General features: G+C 59.3%; 10 protein-coding genes. 8 read left to right on the top strand and 2 right to left on the bottom strand.

Features of this window, described 5'->3' with window-relative positions; translation table 11 throughout:
* Positions 1 to 10: 10 nt before the first annotated feature.
* The 3 genes from AC3IUE_RS20850 to AC3IUE_RS20840 all read left to right on the top strand — a co-directional run bounded on the left by AC3IUE_RS20850 (position 11) and on the right by AC3IUE_RS20840 (position 4,039).
* Positions 11 to 1,045 (top strand): aldo/keto reductase, encoded by a 1,035-nt coding sequence (locus AC3IUE_RS20850; protein WP_056741901.1) that lies wholly within the window; start codon positions 11 to 13, stop codon positions 1,043 to 1,045.
* Positions 1,042 to 2,475, top strand: coding sequence for an NAD-dependent succinate-semialdehyde dehydrogenase (locus AC3IUE_RS20845; protein ID WP_489263579.1), 1,434 nt, complete (start codon positions 1,042 to 1,044; stop codon positions 2,473 to 2,475). The genes AC3IUE_RS20850 and AC3IUE_RS20845 overlap by 4 nt, the downstream gene beginning before the upstream one ends.
* 202 nt (positions 2,476 to 2,677) lie before the next feature.
* The gene (locus AC3IUE_RS20840; protein WP_489263578.1) at positions 2,678 to 4,039 is read left to right on the top strand and encodes an MFS transporter; all 1,362 of its coding nucleotides are present in this window, start codon (positions 2,678 to 2,680) and stop codon (positions 4,037 to 4,039) included.
* Between the two features lie 124 nt (positions 4,040 to 4,163).
* Here AC3IUE_RS20840 and AC3IUE_RS20835 read toward each other — a convergent pair whose 3' ends face one another.
* Both AC3IUE_RS20835 and AC3IUE_RS20830 read right to left on the bottom strand, forming a co-directional pair.
* The gene (locus AC3IUE_RS20835; protein ID WP_056741898.1) at positions 4,164 to 5,039 is read right to left on the bottom strand and encodes a LysR substrate-binding domain-containing protein; all 876 of its coding nucleotides are present in this window, start codon (positions 5,037 to 5,039) and stop codon (positions 4,164 to 4,166) included.
* A gap of 238 nt (positions 5,040 to 5,277) precedes the next feature.
* On the bottom strand, positions 5,278 to 6,456 hold the full coding sequence (locus tag AC3IUE_RS20830) for a hypothetical protein (protein WP_489263577.1): 1,179 nt from the start codon (positions 6,454 to 6,456) through the stop codon (positions 5,278 to 5,280).
* A 184-nt stretch (positions 6,457 to 6,640) separates the two neighbouring features.
* Here AC3IUE_RS20830 and AC3IUE_RS20825 point away from each other — a divergent pair, with 184 nt between their 5' ends.
* The 5 genes from AC3IUE_RS20825 to AC3IUE_RS20805 all read left to right on the top strand — a co-directional run bounded on the left by AC3IUE_RS20825 (position 6,641) and on the right by AC3IUE_RS20805 (position 13,658).
* Entirely contained in the window at positions 6,641 to 7,573 is a 933-nt protein-coding gene (locus AC3IUE_RS20825) for a LysR substrate-binding domain-containing protein (protein WP_489263576.1), read from the top strand.
* 234 nt (positions 7,574 to 7,807) lie between these two features.
* A complete protein-coding gene (aldA, locus tag AC3IUE_RS20820; RefSeq protein ID WP_489268908.1) occupies positions 7,808 to 9,232 on the top strand; it encodes an aldehyde dehydrogenase in 1,425 nt (474 codons plus the stop codon).
* A gap of 84 nt (positions 9,233 to 9,316) precedes the next feature.
* Positions 9,317 to 10,636, top strand: a complete 1,320-nt coding sequence (locus tag AC3IUE_RS20815; RefSeq protein WP_489263575.1) for an MFS transporter — start codon at positions 9,317 to 9,319, stop codon at positions 10,634 to 10,636.
* A gap of 1 nt (position 10,637) precedes the next feature.
* Positions 10,638 to 11,855: a mandelate racemase/muconate lactonizing enzyme family protein gene (locus AC3IUE_RS20810; RefSeq protein WP_489263574.1), complete on the top strand. Its 1,218-nt coding sequence runs from the start codon at positions 10,638 to 10,640 to the stop codon at positions 11,853 to 11,855.
* A 195-nt stretch (positions 11,856 to 12,050) separates the two neighbouring features.
* A complete protein-coding gene (locus tag AC3IUE_RS20805) occupies positions 12,051 to 13,658 on the top strand; it encodes a GMC family oxidoreductase (RefSeq protein WP_046046631.1) in 1,608 nt (535 codons plus the stop codon).
* The last annotated feature ends 10 nt before the right edge of the window (positions 13,659 to 13,668 follow it).

Below are 13,668 nucleotides of genomic sequence, written 5' to 3'. Positions count from 1 at the left end.
GGTCCGCGCCATGCAATACATTCGTTTGGGCAACTCCGGCCTGCAAGTCTCCCGCCTGTGCCTGGGCACCATGAACATGGGCACCCCGGACTGGAAACCGTGGATCTTCGATGAGAAGAAAAGCGAGCCGATCGTCGCGCATGCATTGGACAACGGCGTGAATTTCATCGACCTCGCGGATTTCTATTCCGCCGGTGTCGGCGAGGAAGTGGTGGGGCGCATCGTCAAGCGCCTGGCCCGGCGCGAAGACCTGGTGATCACCACCAAAGTCGGTTACGGCACCCGCACCGGGATCAACGCCAGCGGTCATTCGCGCAAGCACATCATGGACAGCATCGACGCGTCGCTGAAGCGTCTGAACATGGATTACGTCGATGTGTTCATGCTGCATTACTTCGACGTAAACACGCCGGTCGAAGAAACCATGAGCGCCATGAACGACATCGTGCGTTCCGGCAAGGCGCGTTACATCGGTGTCTCGACCATGCTCACCGGGCAACTGGCGAAAATCCTCATGGCCTGCGAGCGCAATGGCTGGGTCAAACCGATCAACATGCAGCTGCAACTGAACTGCGCCTACCGCGAAGAAGAGCGCGAGATGATCCCGTTCTGTCGCGACCAAGGCCTTGGGGTGTCGGTGTTCAGTCCGCTGGCCCGTGGTTTGTTGACCGGTGACGTGCAATCGACTCGCAATCAGACCGACTTCTTCACCCAGCAGATGTACAGCGACGAAGCTTCGTTCGAGATCGCACATTCGGTCCAGCGCGTGGCCCGTGCTCGCGGTGTTTCCAACGCGCAAATCGCCCAGGCCTGGGTCGCCAATCATCCTGGCGTGGATTGCATGCTGGTGGGCGCCGACACCACAGAACAGTTCGACAGTGCCTTGGCAGCGCTGGAGACCAAACTCGATGCAGATGAACTGTACGAGCTGGAACGCAATTACACCCCGTGCGACGTGATCAACGATTACACCGCCGGTAAACGTATCTTGCGTTCGGCCCGTCCGGGTCTGGAGCGCTTCAATCTGACTGAGGCTGTGGCATGAGCGTGCTGATCCGTAACGGCAATTTCATCGATGGCCAATGGTCCAGCGGTGGTTCGACCTACTCGGTGTTCAACCCGGCCAATGGCGAGTTGATTACCGATGTGCAAAAGGCTGGCGCTGAAGAAACCAACCGAGCCATCGACGCCGCCAACCGTGCTTTGCCGGCCTGGCGCAAGTTGACCGCCAAGGAACGCAGCCAGAAGCTCAAGCGCTGGAGCGAGCTGATGTTGAGCAACCAGAAGGATCTTGCGACCTTGCTCAGTCGCGAACAAGGCAAGCCACTGGCCGAAGCCATGGGTGAAGTGGTTTATGCCGCGAGCTTTCTGGAGTGGTTCGCTGAAGAAGCCAAACGCGCTTACGGCGACGTGATTCCAAGCCACAAGGCTGATGCGCGGATCATCGTGGTCAAGGAAGCCATCGGTGTGGTCGCTGCGATCACCCCATGGAACTTCCCGCTGGCCATGGTCACCCGCAAGGTTGGCCCGGCACTGGCGGCGGGTTGCACAATGATTCTCAAGCCGTCGGAAGAGACGCCTTTATCAGCCTTCGCCCTGGCGGTGTTGGCGGAGCAGGCAGGCATTCCGGCCGGCGTGTTCAACATTGTTTCCGGCGACGCGGTTGCCATTGGCGGCACGCTGCAAGCCTCCGGCATCGTGCGTAAATTGTCGTTCACCGGCTCCACCCGCACTGGCAAATTGCTGATGCGTCAGGCCGCCGACACCCTGAAAAAAGTCTCGCTGGAACTGGGCGGCAACGCGCCGTTCATTGTGTTCGACGATGCTGATCTGGATGCCGCCGTCAAAGGCGCGATGGCCTCTAAATTCCGCAACACCGGGCAGACCTGCGTCTGTGTGAACCGCTTCTTCATTCAGGATGGCGTCTATGAAGCCTTCACCGGCAAACTCGCTGAAGCCGTTGCGGCGATGCGGGTGGGTAGCGCGCTGGAGGGTGAAACCGAGCAAGGCCCGCTGATCAACGCAGCGGCGCTGGCCAAGGTCGAACTGCATGTGGGCGATGCGCTGGAGAAGGGCGCCCAGTTGCTGTGCGGCGGTCGCCGTCACGCACTGGGCGGCACCTTTTATGAGCCGACCATCCTCACCGAGGCCAACAGCGACATGCTGATCGCCCAGGACGAAACCTTCGGCCCGGTGGCCGCGTGCTTCCGCTTCAAGGACGAGGCCGAGGTGCTGCAACGGGCCAACGACACGCCGTACGGTTTGTCGGCCTACTTCTATAGCCGTGACATCGGCCGGGTCTGGCGCATGGCCGAAGGCCTGGAAGCCGGCATGGTCGGGATCAACGAAGGGATCATTTCCACGGAAGTGGCGCCATTCGGTGGCATCAAGGAGTCGGGCCTCGGTCGCGAAGGTTCGAAGTACGGTCTGGATGACTACCTGGAAATCAAATACCTGTTGATGGGCGGCCTTTAAGACCCAGCCATAAACCACTGTGGGAGCGAGCTTGCTCGCGATGAGGCCATCACATTCGACATGGATGTTGACTGACACACCGCTATCGCGAGCAAGCTCGCTCCCACAATAAGAAATAAGAAATAAGAAATAAGAAATAAGAAATAAGAAATAAGCGATATCGGTTTCATTTCTCCGTCAATAACAACAATTGGAGACTTACATGTCCGTACAACCGGTAAAAATCGACGACCTGCCCATCGGGCGATTCCACCTCAAGATCGCCGGCCTGACCTTCGGCGCACATTTCACCGACGGCTACATCCTCGGCCTGATCGGTATCGCGTTTACGCTGCTGAGTCCGCAGATGCAGCTGGATGCGTTCTGGCAAGGGCTGATCGGGGCTTCGGCGCTGATCGGCTTGTTTCTGGGTAGCCTGTTTTTTGGCTGGATTTCCGACAAAGTCGGCCGGCAGAAAATCTTCCTCGTCAGCTTCGTGTTGATCACCATTGCCTCCGTGATGCAGTTCTACGCCGAAACGGCCATGGGCCTGTTTCTCTGTCGGGTGCTGATCGGTATCGGGCTGGGTGGTGACTTCAGCGTCGGCCACGCCATGCTGGCCGAGTTTGCGCCGAAGAAACATCGCGGCGTGTTGCTCGGTTCGTTCAGCGTGATCTGGACTTTCGGCTATGTGGCCGCAACCTTCGTCGGCACGGCCATGCTCAGCCTCGGGGACGATGCCTGGCGCTGGATGCTGGCTTCTTCGGCGATCCCGGCGGCATTGATTCTGATCGCCCGTATCGGCACGCCCGAGTCGCCGCGCTGGCTGGTGAATCAGGGTCGGATTGCCGAGGCGCGAGCGATCGTCAAGAAGCATCTGGGCGACAACGTCGAGCTCGACGAAACACAATCCACCGAAACCCGCTCCGGTTACGCGGTGCTGTTCAGTCGTGAATACCGCAAGCGCACCGCGTTCAATTGCCTGTTCTTCGTCTGCATCGTCATGCCGTACTTCGCCATCTACACCTTCCTGCCTTCGATTCTGCAGAAGATGGGCCTGGCCGAAGGCTTTGGTACCGAGTTGATGCTGAACATGCTGTTGATTCTGGGCGCGCTGATCGGGATCTGGTGCACGATCAAATTCTCTCGTCGGGGCTTTTTGATCAACTCGTTCATCATTCTCGCGGTGGCGTTGTTTCTGCTGGCGGTGTTGCCGGGCAGTGCGGCGTTTTTGATGGTGTTGGTGTTCGGACTGTTCACGCTGGTGCTTTCGGCCGTGAGTAACCTTGTGGGCGTATTCCCGGCCGAGAGCTTTCCGACCGAGGTGCGGGCTAGCGGGATTGGCCTGGCCACGGCAGTGAGTCGTCTGGGGTCGGCGATCAGCACGTTCCTGTTGCCGGTGAGCGTGGCGGGGATTGGTCTGAGCCTGACCATGGGCATTCTCGCGGCGATCCTGGCGGTGGGGGCGTTGCTGTCCTGGGCTTGGGCACCGGAAACCAAATCGCTGACACTGAGCCAGGCGTGCAAGGCGCAGAGCCCGGTGGAGGGTGGCGCGGTGGCGGTGAAAGTCCCAGCCCCGATCTAACTGACTGTCAAAGTTCCAATGTGGGAGTGAGCCTGCTCGCGATGAGGGAGTATCAGTCGACATCAAGGTTGACTGATCCACCGCTATCGCGAGCAGGCTCACTCCTACAGGGGGACGGGGTGTATCAGGGATTGCTGACTAATCCCAACCAATCGGTAAACAGCCGCACCTTCGACAACCCTTTTTTGTCATTCGCCACATCCAGCCAATAGCCATACGGCCCGATCACCTCCACCGGGGTGATCGGCAACAGGCTGCCATTCGCCAGTTCCTTCTCGATCATCTGTCGGTCGATCACCGCCAAACCACCCCCTGCCAACGCGGTATGGATCACCTGATCCAGCGTGCTGAATTCCAGTCCTTGCCCCGCATCAACATCGTCCCGGCCCATCGCGGCCAACCAGTTCTCCCAGACCTTCAAGCGTTTGCCGTCGTGCAGGATGTGCAGCAACGGAAACTGCCGCAGGTCAGGCGGCTGGCCGTCGTTGAACAGCTCTGGACTGGCCACGGCGATGTGACGCTCCATCACCAGCAACTGACTGCTGCAATGACTGGCGGCTTCGAGGCCGAAGCGGATATGGCAGTCGACTTCGGCGAGGCTGTCGTGGTTGGCCTGGTTAGTCACGCTCAGGCTGATATCCGGGTAGCGTTGGCAAAACACACGCAGGTGCGCCGACAACCAACGAGTCGCCCAGGTTGGCGGCGCGAGAATTCGCAAACGCTGACGCAGATTGGGCACGCGCACCGCTTGCAGGGCGCGCTCGATGTGGTCGAAGGCCTCCGCCAGATGCGGGGAGAGGGCGGTGCCGGTTTCGGTCAGTGACAAGCCTTGAGGTGTGCGGATGAAGAGCGCTACGCCGAGGTAGTCTTCAAGCTGTTTGATCTGCCGGCTGACGGCGCCCTGGGTGACGTTTAATCCCAAGGCCGCCTGGCTGAAGCTGCGATGCCGCGCGACCTCTTCGAAGACGCGCAGCATATTGAGAGAGGGCAGTTGACGCATGGAAGGATGACTCCACACCGGCCTCGGGTGTTGCATCGGGTCGGTTTTGTTTTTGGATGGTTTTGTGGTGCCTATCTGACTATTAGCAATGGGCTGATGCAAGTGTTGTTTCGGCTGACGCCATCGTCGGAACGCCGCCCGGAGCAAGCTCGCTCCCACAGTGATTTGCGGCGCACACAAAACCTGTGGGAGCGAGCTTGCTCGCGATGACTTTCTGGAAGACGCTAAATAAACCGGATCAGAAGTAATACCCGACGTTCACATACAACTGATTCTCCCACTGATCCGTCCCGCCAGCCCCCAGGCTCTGGGTATAGCTGCTGCCCCCAATGTACGGATCGTTCTTGCCAAACAACCATTCAGTCGCGATCCATAACTTGCTCACTGAAAACGAGCTGCCCAAAATCACCCGCTCCGAGGTCTTGAACTCGCTGGCGGATTTATCGAAGGCACTGTAGTTGACGTAAACCTTGACCCCGCTGACCTGATCGAACAGGTATTTGCCGGCCACGTCATAACTCACATCCGCCACATACAGGTTGCCGCGACTGGCGACGTTGTACGTGCCGTCGTAACCGCCCAGCGTCACCAGTTCATCAGTGCCGGCGTTGCGCGGCGACATCTGTTGCCGCGCCGCCTGCAACTGCACGCCCCACGGACCGTTCTTGCCCAAATAGTGAACGGCCACGGCGTTACGCCGGCCATCGTCATGGGTGTCCCTATTCTGAAGCGACGACGTCAGGCCGGAGAGGCCGATTTCAGACTTCCATGGTCCCAGGTCCAGCGCCTTGGCCACGCGCAGCACCACGGTGTTGCGCTCCTGGTTGTTGCTGCCGTCGGCGACATAACTGTCGGCTTCGGACACCACGCTGGAGTAGGTGACCCCGTTGCTGGTGCCTTTGCCTTGCCATGCCGGACGCAGGTAGTAGCCGGCCTGGATATTCCAGTCTCCGCTTTGCTGGATGTACTTGGCGCCGATCTGTTGCACATCCTCCAGGCCGATGACGTTACCCAGGGTTTCGTAGAACGTGCTGCCGAAGTACGGCTGCAAACCGAATGGCACCGTGTTCAAACCCACCTGCACTTGCTGGTCGGGGTTGAATTTGTAGCCGGCCCACGCGAACTTGGCGAACTGGATGTCACCGTAATTCTTGGTGTACTGGTAAGGGTAAGACCGTCCGTAGAAACGGTACTGAGCCTCACCGATCCAGCTGTCGGAGTTGTACTTGGCGCTGAGGAACACCGTGTCGAGGCCGAACTTCTGGATGTCTCGATCCGGATCGTAGTCCCAGCGGGCACGGACCGCGCCGCCGAGATCGAGATTGTCAGTGACCTGTACGGCCATGGCCGGTGCGGCGAAGGTGCAGAGTAGAGCGATGTGCAGAGGACTGAGGCGCAAAGAAGCAGGGAAGGGCATGGGGCAGCTCTCGGTTATTTTTATTAGAGATGCCGGCCAGTCTTGCGATCAGCGATGCGTTGAACAAACGATAAAAAATGCGAGTAAACCTTCGCCAGATGCATGTTACTGAGAAAATCCTGTAGGACAATGCACAGCGAGCGTGGGATGCTTTGCGTCTTGTCACTCATCCCGAGAGCCCTCCATGAAACGAAAAATGCCCGGCCTCAACGCGCTGAAAGCCTTTGAAGTCGCTGGTAGTACGGGCAGCTTCACCCGTGCCGCCGAATTGCTGAACGTGACGCAAAGCGCCGTCAGCCGGCAGGTGCGTCAGCTGGAGGAACAGCTCGAAGAGACGCTGCTGGAGCGCCGTCACCACCACCTCGAACTGACCAGCGCCGGTCGGATTCTATTGCGGGCCTTGCATCAGTCCTTCGACAAAATCGAACTGACGGTGCGCAGCATTCAGCAGAAAACCCATTCCAATCGCCTGCACATCAACGCGCCGCCCACCTTCACCAACCGCTGGTTGATGCCGCGTCTGGGGCGGCTGCGCGAGAAGCATCCGGAACTGGAACTGAGCATTACCACGCGCTTGCAGGACAGCCTGGCGGAAACCAGTACGCTGGATTGCGCGATCCGTTTTGGCGACGGTGAATGGGACGGCCTGGACAGCTCGCTGCTGATCCAGGAACGGCACATCGCGGTGTGTGCGCCGTCCTTGTATGCGCGGGAATGGAGCGAGCGGGGCATCGACCTCAATCGCTTGACGCTGTTGCATGTACTGGCCCGGGAGGACCAGCGCTACCTGACCTGGAAACACTGGCTGGACGCCGCGCGAATCACCGGCGTCGACACCCAGGGCGGTTATGAATTCGACCTGCTGGACCTGGCAATCCGTGCGGCCATCGACGGCCTGGGCATCACCATAGCTGACTGGCACATGGTCGCTTCGGAACTGGCCAACGGGCAGCTGACCCAAGTGCTGAACGTGCATGTGGAAGGGCACCAATCCTACTGGCTGGTGACCCGGCCCGAGCAGACGCTGATGCCGCAATTGCAGGTGTTTAGTCAGTGGTTGCAGGAAGAGATCTGGTTGGCGCAAAGGCAGCTCGAACCCTCCACCGCCGCACTCTAGTTCACACACAACCCCTGTAGGAGTGAGCCTGCTCGCGATGACGGTGTATCAGTCGACAACGTCATCGCCTGACACTACGCCATCGCGAGCAGGCTCACTCCCACAGGGAATTCCATCACCTTCGGAAGTAACCTGCATTTTTCGAATGTTACATCGCTCAATAAATCGTTTGTTCAACACCGGTCCAATGACAAGACTGCATTCACTGGATAAAAACAACGATGGGCGATGCACATGCGAACCGAGCGAAATTTTGTCAACGGTCACTTCATTGAACCTGCCAGCGAAGCGCTGATCGCAGTCTACAACCCGGCGACCGAAGCGCTGGTGGGCCATGTTTCAGCGGCGACCGCCGATGAAGCCACTGCCGCCGTCGAAGCCGCCGCGGGCGCCCAGAAAGTCTGGGGCAAACTCACCAGCATCGAACGCGCCGAACACCTGCGTTCCTTCGCCGACGCCCTCGATACCTGCGCTGAAAGCATCGGCGCAGCCCTGGCAGCTGAATCCGGCAAGAGCGTTGCCGATGCCAGCAACGAAGCCCGTTATGCCGCGCAGATCACCCGTTACCACGCCGAGTGGGCGCGCCGTATCGAAGGCGAGATCATTCCCAGCGACACCCTGAACGAAAACCTCTTTCTGCACCGCGAGCCGATTGGCGTCGTTGCCTGCCTTATTCCGTTCAACTATCCGGTCTATACGTTGCTGCGCAAAATCGCCCCGGCGTTGATTGCCGGCAACACGGTGGTGGTGCGTCCGAGCAACAACACCCCGACCTCGGCGTTCGAGATCGCCAAGGCTGTGCAGCAATCCGGTTTGCCCGCCGGCGTGGTCAATATCCTGACCATGGATCACGCCACGGCCGCCACCGTTTGCACCCATAAGGCTGTTGGTTTGATCACCCTGACCGGCAGCGTCAACGCCGGGCGCATCGTGCTTGATTACTGCAAGGCCAACATCGCCAAGCCGTCACTTGAGTTGGGCGGTAAAACCCCGGCGATCATCGAAGCCGACGCCGATCTTGAAGCCGCCGCTACCGCGATCGTAGCCTCCAAGACCACCCACTGCGGCCAGTTGTGCACGGCGGTCGAGCGGGTCTACGTGCAGGAAAGCGTCTATGAACAGTTCCTCGCGCTGCTGAAAGCCAAAATCAGCGCCGTGAAGTTCGGTGACCGTGCCACCGACGCCAATCTGATGGGGCCGTTGGTCAACGCCAGTTCGCAACAGAGCATCCACGCCATGGTCGAGCGCGCCATTGCCGACGGCGCTGTACTGGAAACCGGCGGTGTGCTGCCAGAAGGCAAGGGTCATTTCTACCCGCCGACGCTGCTTAGCGGCTGCCGTCAGGACATGGAAATCATCCAGGAAGAAATCTTCGGCCCGGTGCTGCCGGTGCTCAAGTACCGCGACATCGACGAAGCGCTGGCCATGGCCAACGATCACCAGTTCGGTCTGTCCTCGGTGCTGTACACCGAGAACTACCGCACCACGATGAAAGTCGCCAACGCCATCGAGGCCGGCGAGTTGTACGTCAATCGCACCCCGGCAGATCCGTACCAGGGCTTCCACGCCGGCTGGAAACGCTCGGGCCTTGGCGGCGATGACGGCAAACACGGCATGCTCGAATTCACCCAGACCCGTCTGGTCGTCATGAAGTATTGATCCACCTGCAACACGCCTCGCGCATCACCTATAAAAACAATTATCAGGGGCACCCGGACCACCGGGCTGCCCGAGGTCTCCTAGATGTCCAAGCATGCATCCACTGCTGCCGCTGTTCAGGGTTCGAACGCGGGTACAAAAAGCCACAGTGACAAGGGAAGTCGCTATTTCCAACTGATGCTATTGGTGCTGGCCGCCGGTGCGATCTATCCGATCCTGTACCTGCGCCAGGTCTACCAGACCACCATGCTCGAAGTGTTCCAGATCAACCACAGCGAGCTGGGTTATCTGTACTCGATGCTCGGGACGATTTTCCTCCTCAGTTACTTGCCGAGCGGTTGGCTGGCGGACCGCATTGCCCCACGCTTTCTGATCTTCTTCTCGCTGGTCGCCACCGGAGCGTTAGGCCTGTGGTACTCCACCGCGCCGTCGATGACCGGTCTGATGATCATCTTCGGTTGCTGGGGCCTGACCACCGGCCTGACGTTCTGGGCCTCGGTGCTCAAACGCGTGAAGATGATTGCTCATCACACTGAACAAGGTCGGTTCTTCGGCATCCTCGATGGCGGTCGCGGACTGGTCGAAGCCTTGCTGGCGACTGTCGCTTTGGGGCTGTTTGCCTTCGCCACCGAAACCCGTGGCGAATCGGCTGCCGAAGGTTTCAAACAGGTGGTTTACCTCTATGCCTTCACCTGTATCGCCATCGGCTGTGTGCTGGTGTTGATCAAGGACCCGAAGTCCATGGAAGACACGGCGCCGGTGGAGAAGGGCAAGTTCAACCTGCTCAGCGATCTGACGACCTTGGTGAAAATCCCTGAATTGTGGTTGGTGACGGCCATCGTGTTCTGCGGTTACCACATCTTCTGGGCCACCTACAGCTTCTCCGATTACCTGCAAGGCGGCGGCATGACCGCGGTCATGGCCGGCACCATCACCACCATCAAATTGTGGATGCGGCCGATTGGCGGTATCGGCGGTGGCTGGCTGGGTGACAAGTTCTCCAACATCTCGGTGCTGATCGTGGCGCTGTTCCTCGCGACGTTGGCGATGGTCGGCCTGATCGTGTTCCCGGCGCTCAACAGCATGGGCCTGCTGATCGGCACCGTGATCTTCATCGGCCTGATGACCTACGCCATTCGCGGCTTGTACTGGGCGATCCTCGACACCTGCAACATCCCGCTGCGCATCACCGGCCTGGCTATCGGCATCGTCTCGGTGGTCGGTTACCTGCCGGATGCCTTCATTCCCTTGATCAACGGCTACCTCACCGAGCATTTCCCCGGTGCCTTTGGTTACAAGCTGTATTTCGGCTACATCGCTTTCGTCGGTCTGCTCGGAACCCTGGCAGCCCTGACCCTGCGCGCTCGAATCAATCGTAAAACTTTGAACAAAACAGGTGCCTGAGATGAAAATCGTCGCCCTTGAAACCCATATCGTTGCCGTACCGCCACCGCACATCGGTGGCATGTACTGGCTGTTCGTCAAGCTCAAGACCGATTGCGGTATTGAAGGCGTGGGCGAAATCTACGCCGCGACCTTCGGCCCCAAAGCCATGCTGCCGATCATCGAAGACGTGTTCGAACGCTACTTGCTCAACCACGACCCGCACCACATTGAGCGCTTCTTCCGTCAGGCCTATTCGAGCGGTTTCACCCAGCGTCCGGACCTGACCATGATGGGCGTGGTCAGCGGCCTGGAGATGGCCTGCTGGGACATCATCGGCAAAGCGGCGAACAAGCCGGTGTATGAACTGCTGGGCGGCAAGGTCAACGAACGCCTGCGTTCCTACACCTACCTGTACCCGGTCAACAGCAAGGGCGAGTACGACTACGACGACCCGGACCTGGCCGCTGAATGCGCCATCGAGAACATGAACAAAGGCTTCACCGCCGTGAAGTTCGACCCGGCCGGACCGTACACCGCGTACTCCGGGCACCAGATCTCGCTGGAAGTGCTGGAACGCTGCGAAACCTTCTGCCGCAAGATCCGCGAAGCGGTGGGCGACAAGTGCGACCTGCTGTTCGGCACCCACGGGCAAATGGTGCCGTCCTCGGCGATCCGCCTGGCCAAGCGCCTGGAGAAATACGATCCGCTGTGGTTCGAAGAACCGGTGCCGCCGGGCCAGGATGAGGCCATGGCGCAAGTCGCGGCCAAAACCAGCATCCCGATTGCCACCGGCGAACGGCTGACCACCAAGTACGAATTCTTCAAGCTGTTGCAGGCGGGTGGTGCGTCGATTTTGCAGATGAACGTGGCCCGCTGCGGCGGTCTGCTGGAAGCAAAAAAGATCGCGAGCATGGCCGAAGCGTATTACGCGCAGATCGCGCCGCACCTCTACAACGGGCCGATTGGCGCGGCGGCGAGTTTCCAGTTGGCCACCTGCACGCCGAACTTCCTGATCCAGGAAAGCATCATGACCTGGGGCGGGTTCCATGCCGAAGTCCTGACCAAACCACTGCAATGGGAGGACGGTTACATCATCCCGTCCACCGAGCCGGGCCTGGGCGTGGAGCTGAACATGGACGTGGTGCGCAAGCATTCGCCGTACACCGGCGAGCGTTTGCACCTGCAAATGGCGCCGACACCGGCTGATGTCAAAGACACATCGCCAGCTCGAGGCTGACGGGATTTGCCGCCCACAATGGAACTGGCGCAGTTCCATTGTGGGAGCGGGCTTGCTCGCGAAGGCGTCGTGTCAGTCGACATTAATATTGGCTGACCCACCGCTTTCGCGAGCAAGCCCGCTCCCACAGGTTTTGCGTCGTCCCTGACTGTTGGGGCGGCTTTTTTTGTAAAACGACTTACGCGGTAACCGTGCATGACTTACGACTACATCATCGCTGGCGCAGGCGCCGCAGGCTGCATCCTTGCCAATCGGCTCTCGGCGTCCGGGAAACACTCGGTGTTGCTGCTGGAAGCGGGCGGCAAGGACAGTTCCCTGTGGTTCAGGATCCCGGTCGGCTTCGCCAAAATGTATTACAACCCGACCTTCAACTGGATGTACTACAGCCAGCCGCAAAAACAGCTGAACAACCGCGAAATCTATGCCCCGCGGGGCAAGGTACAGGGTGGTTCGGGCTCGATCAACGCGATGATCTACGTACGTGGCCAGGCCCATGACTTCGACGACTGGGCGGCTAACGGCAATGAAGGCTGGGGCTTCAAGGACGTGCTGCCGTACTTCCGCAAACTGGAAAACCATCCGCTGGGCGACAGCGAGTACCACGGCGGCAGCGGCCCGATCAGCATCACGCCGATGAAGGGCCAGACCCATCCGATTTGCGATGTGTTCCTAAAGGGCTGCGATGAACTGGGTTATCCCCATAGCGATGACTTCAACGGCCCGAAATTTGAAGGTTCGGGCATCTACGACGTCAACACCCGCAACGGTCAGCGTTGCTCCAGCAGTTTTGCGCATCTGCATCCGGCATTGAGCCGGCCGAACCTGACGGTCGAGCATTACGCGCTGGTGGATCGGGTGTTGTTTGATAACGGCCGGGCGACCGGGATTTCCATCACCCAGCACGGCGTGGTGCGGACCTTTACCGCCAACAAGGAAGTCATTCTTTGCGCCGGTGCCGTGGACACGCCGAAGATCCTGCAATTGTCCGGTGTCGCGGATCAGGCGCTGCTGGCCAAACACAACATCCCGTTGGTCAAACACCTGCCGGCGGTGGGGCAGAACCTGCAAGACCACCTGTGCGCCAGTTACTACTACAAGGCCAACATCCCGACGCTCAACGATCAACTGAGCTCGTTGTTCGGTCAGTTCAAACTGGGTTTGAAGTACCTGTTCACCCGCAAGGGCGCACTGGCGATGAGCGTCAATCAGGCCGGCGGATTCTTCCGTGGCAACGAGCTACAGGCCAACCCGAACCTGCAGTTGTACTTCAATCCGTTGTCGTACCAGATCCCGAAAAACAACAAGGCCAGCCTCAAGCCGGAACCCTACTCAGGCTTCTTGTTGTGCTTCAATCCCTGCCGGCCGACCAGTCGCGGGCACATCGAGATCGCCTCGAAAAATCCGCGGGACGCGGCGTTGATCGACCCGAATTACCTGAGCACGCAAAAGGACATCGACGAGGTGATCCAGGGCAGCCGCTTGATGCGCAGAATCATGCAGGCGCCGGCACTTAAAGGCATTACCGTCGAAGAAGTGCTGCCGGGGCCGGCCATCGAAAGTGACGAACAGATGCTGCAGTATTTTCGCGAAAACAGCGGTTCGATCTATCACCTGTGCGGTTCCTGCGCGATGGGCGCGGACGAACAGAAGTCGGTGGTCGACAAGCGCCTTAAAGTCCATGGTTTAGACGGTTTGCGCATTGTCGATGCGTCGATTTTCCCTAACGTGACCTCTGGCAACACTCACGCCGCCGTGCTGATGGTGGCGGAGAAGGGCGCCGATCTGATTTTGCAGGACGCCTGATTTCATCGCC

This window comes from Pseudomonas sp. GL_093 (assembly GCF_057837605.1).
Note: the sequence above shows the minus strand (reverse complement) of the source record. Positions and strands in the feature narration are given on the sequence as shown.

Bases quoted from the DNA above. Each gene is read 5' to 3' on its own strand.
- AC3IUE_RS20850 (WP_056741901.1), top strand. From the start codon at position 11: ATGCAATACATTCGTTTGGGCAACTCCGGCCTGCAAGTCTCCCGCCTG.
- AC3IUE_RS20845 (WP_489263579.1), top strand. From the start codon at position 1,042: ATGAGCGTGCTGATCCGTAACGGCAATTTCATCGATGGCCAATGGTCC.
- AC3IUE_RS20840 (WP_489263578.1), top strand. From the start codon at position 2,678: ATGTCCGTACAACCGGTAAAAATCGACGACCTGCCCATCGGGCGATTC.
- AC3IUE_RS20835 (WP_056741898.1), bottom strand. From the start codon at position 5,039: ATGCGTCAACTGCCCTCTCTCAATATGCTGCGCGTCTTCGAAGAGGTC.
- AC3IUE_RS20830 (WP_489263577.1), bottom strand. From the start codon at position 6,456: ATGCCCTTCCCTGCTTCTTTGCGCCTCAGTCCTCTGCACATCGCTCTA.
- AC3IUE_RS20825 (WP_489263576.1), top strand. From the start codon at position 6,641: ATGAAACGAAAAATGCCCGGCCTCAACGCGCTGAAAGCCTTTGAAGTC.
- aldA (WP_489268908.1), top strand. From the start codon at position 7,808: ATGCGAACCGAGCGAAATTTTGTCAACGGTCACTTCATTGAACCTGCC.
- AC3IUE_RS20815 (WP_489263575.1), top strand. From the start codon at position 9,317: ATGTCCAAGCATGCATCCACTGCTGCCGCTGTTCAGGGTTCGAACGCG.
- AC3IUE_RS20810 (WP_489263574.1), top strand. From the start codon at position 10,638: ATGAAAATCGTCGCCCTTGAAACCCATATCGTTGCCGTACCGCCACCG.
- AC3IUE_RS20805 (WP_046046631.1), top strand. From the start codon at position 12,051: ATGACTTACGACTACATCATCGCTGGCGCAGGCGCCGCAGGCTGCATC.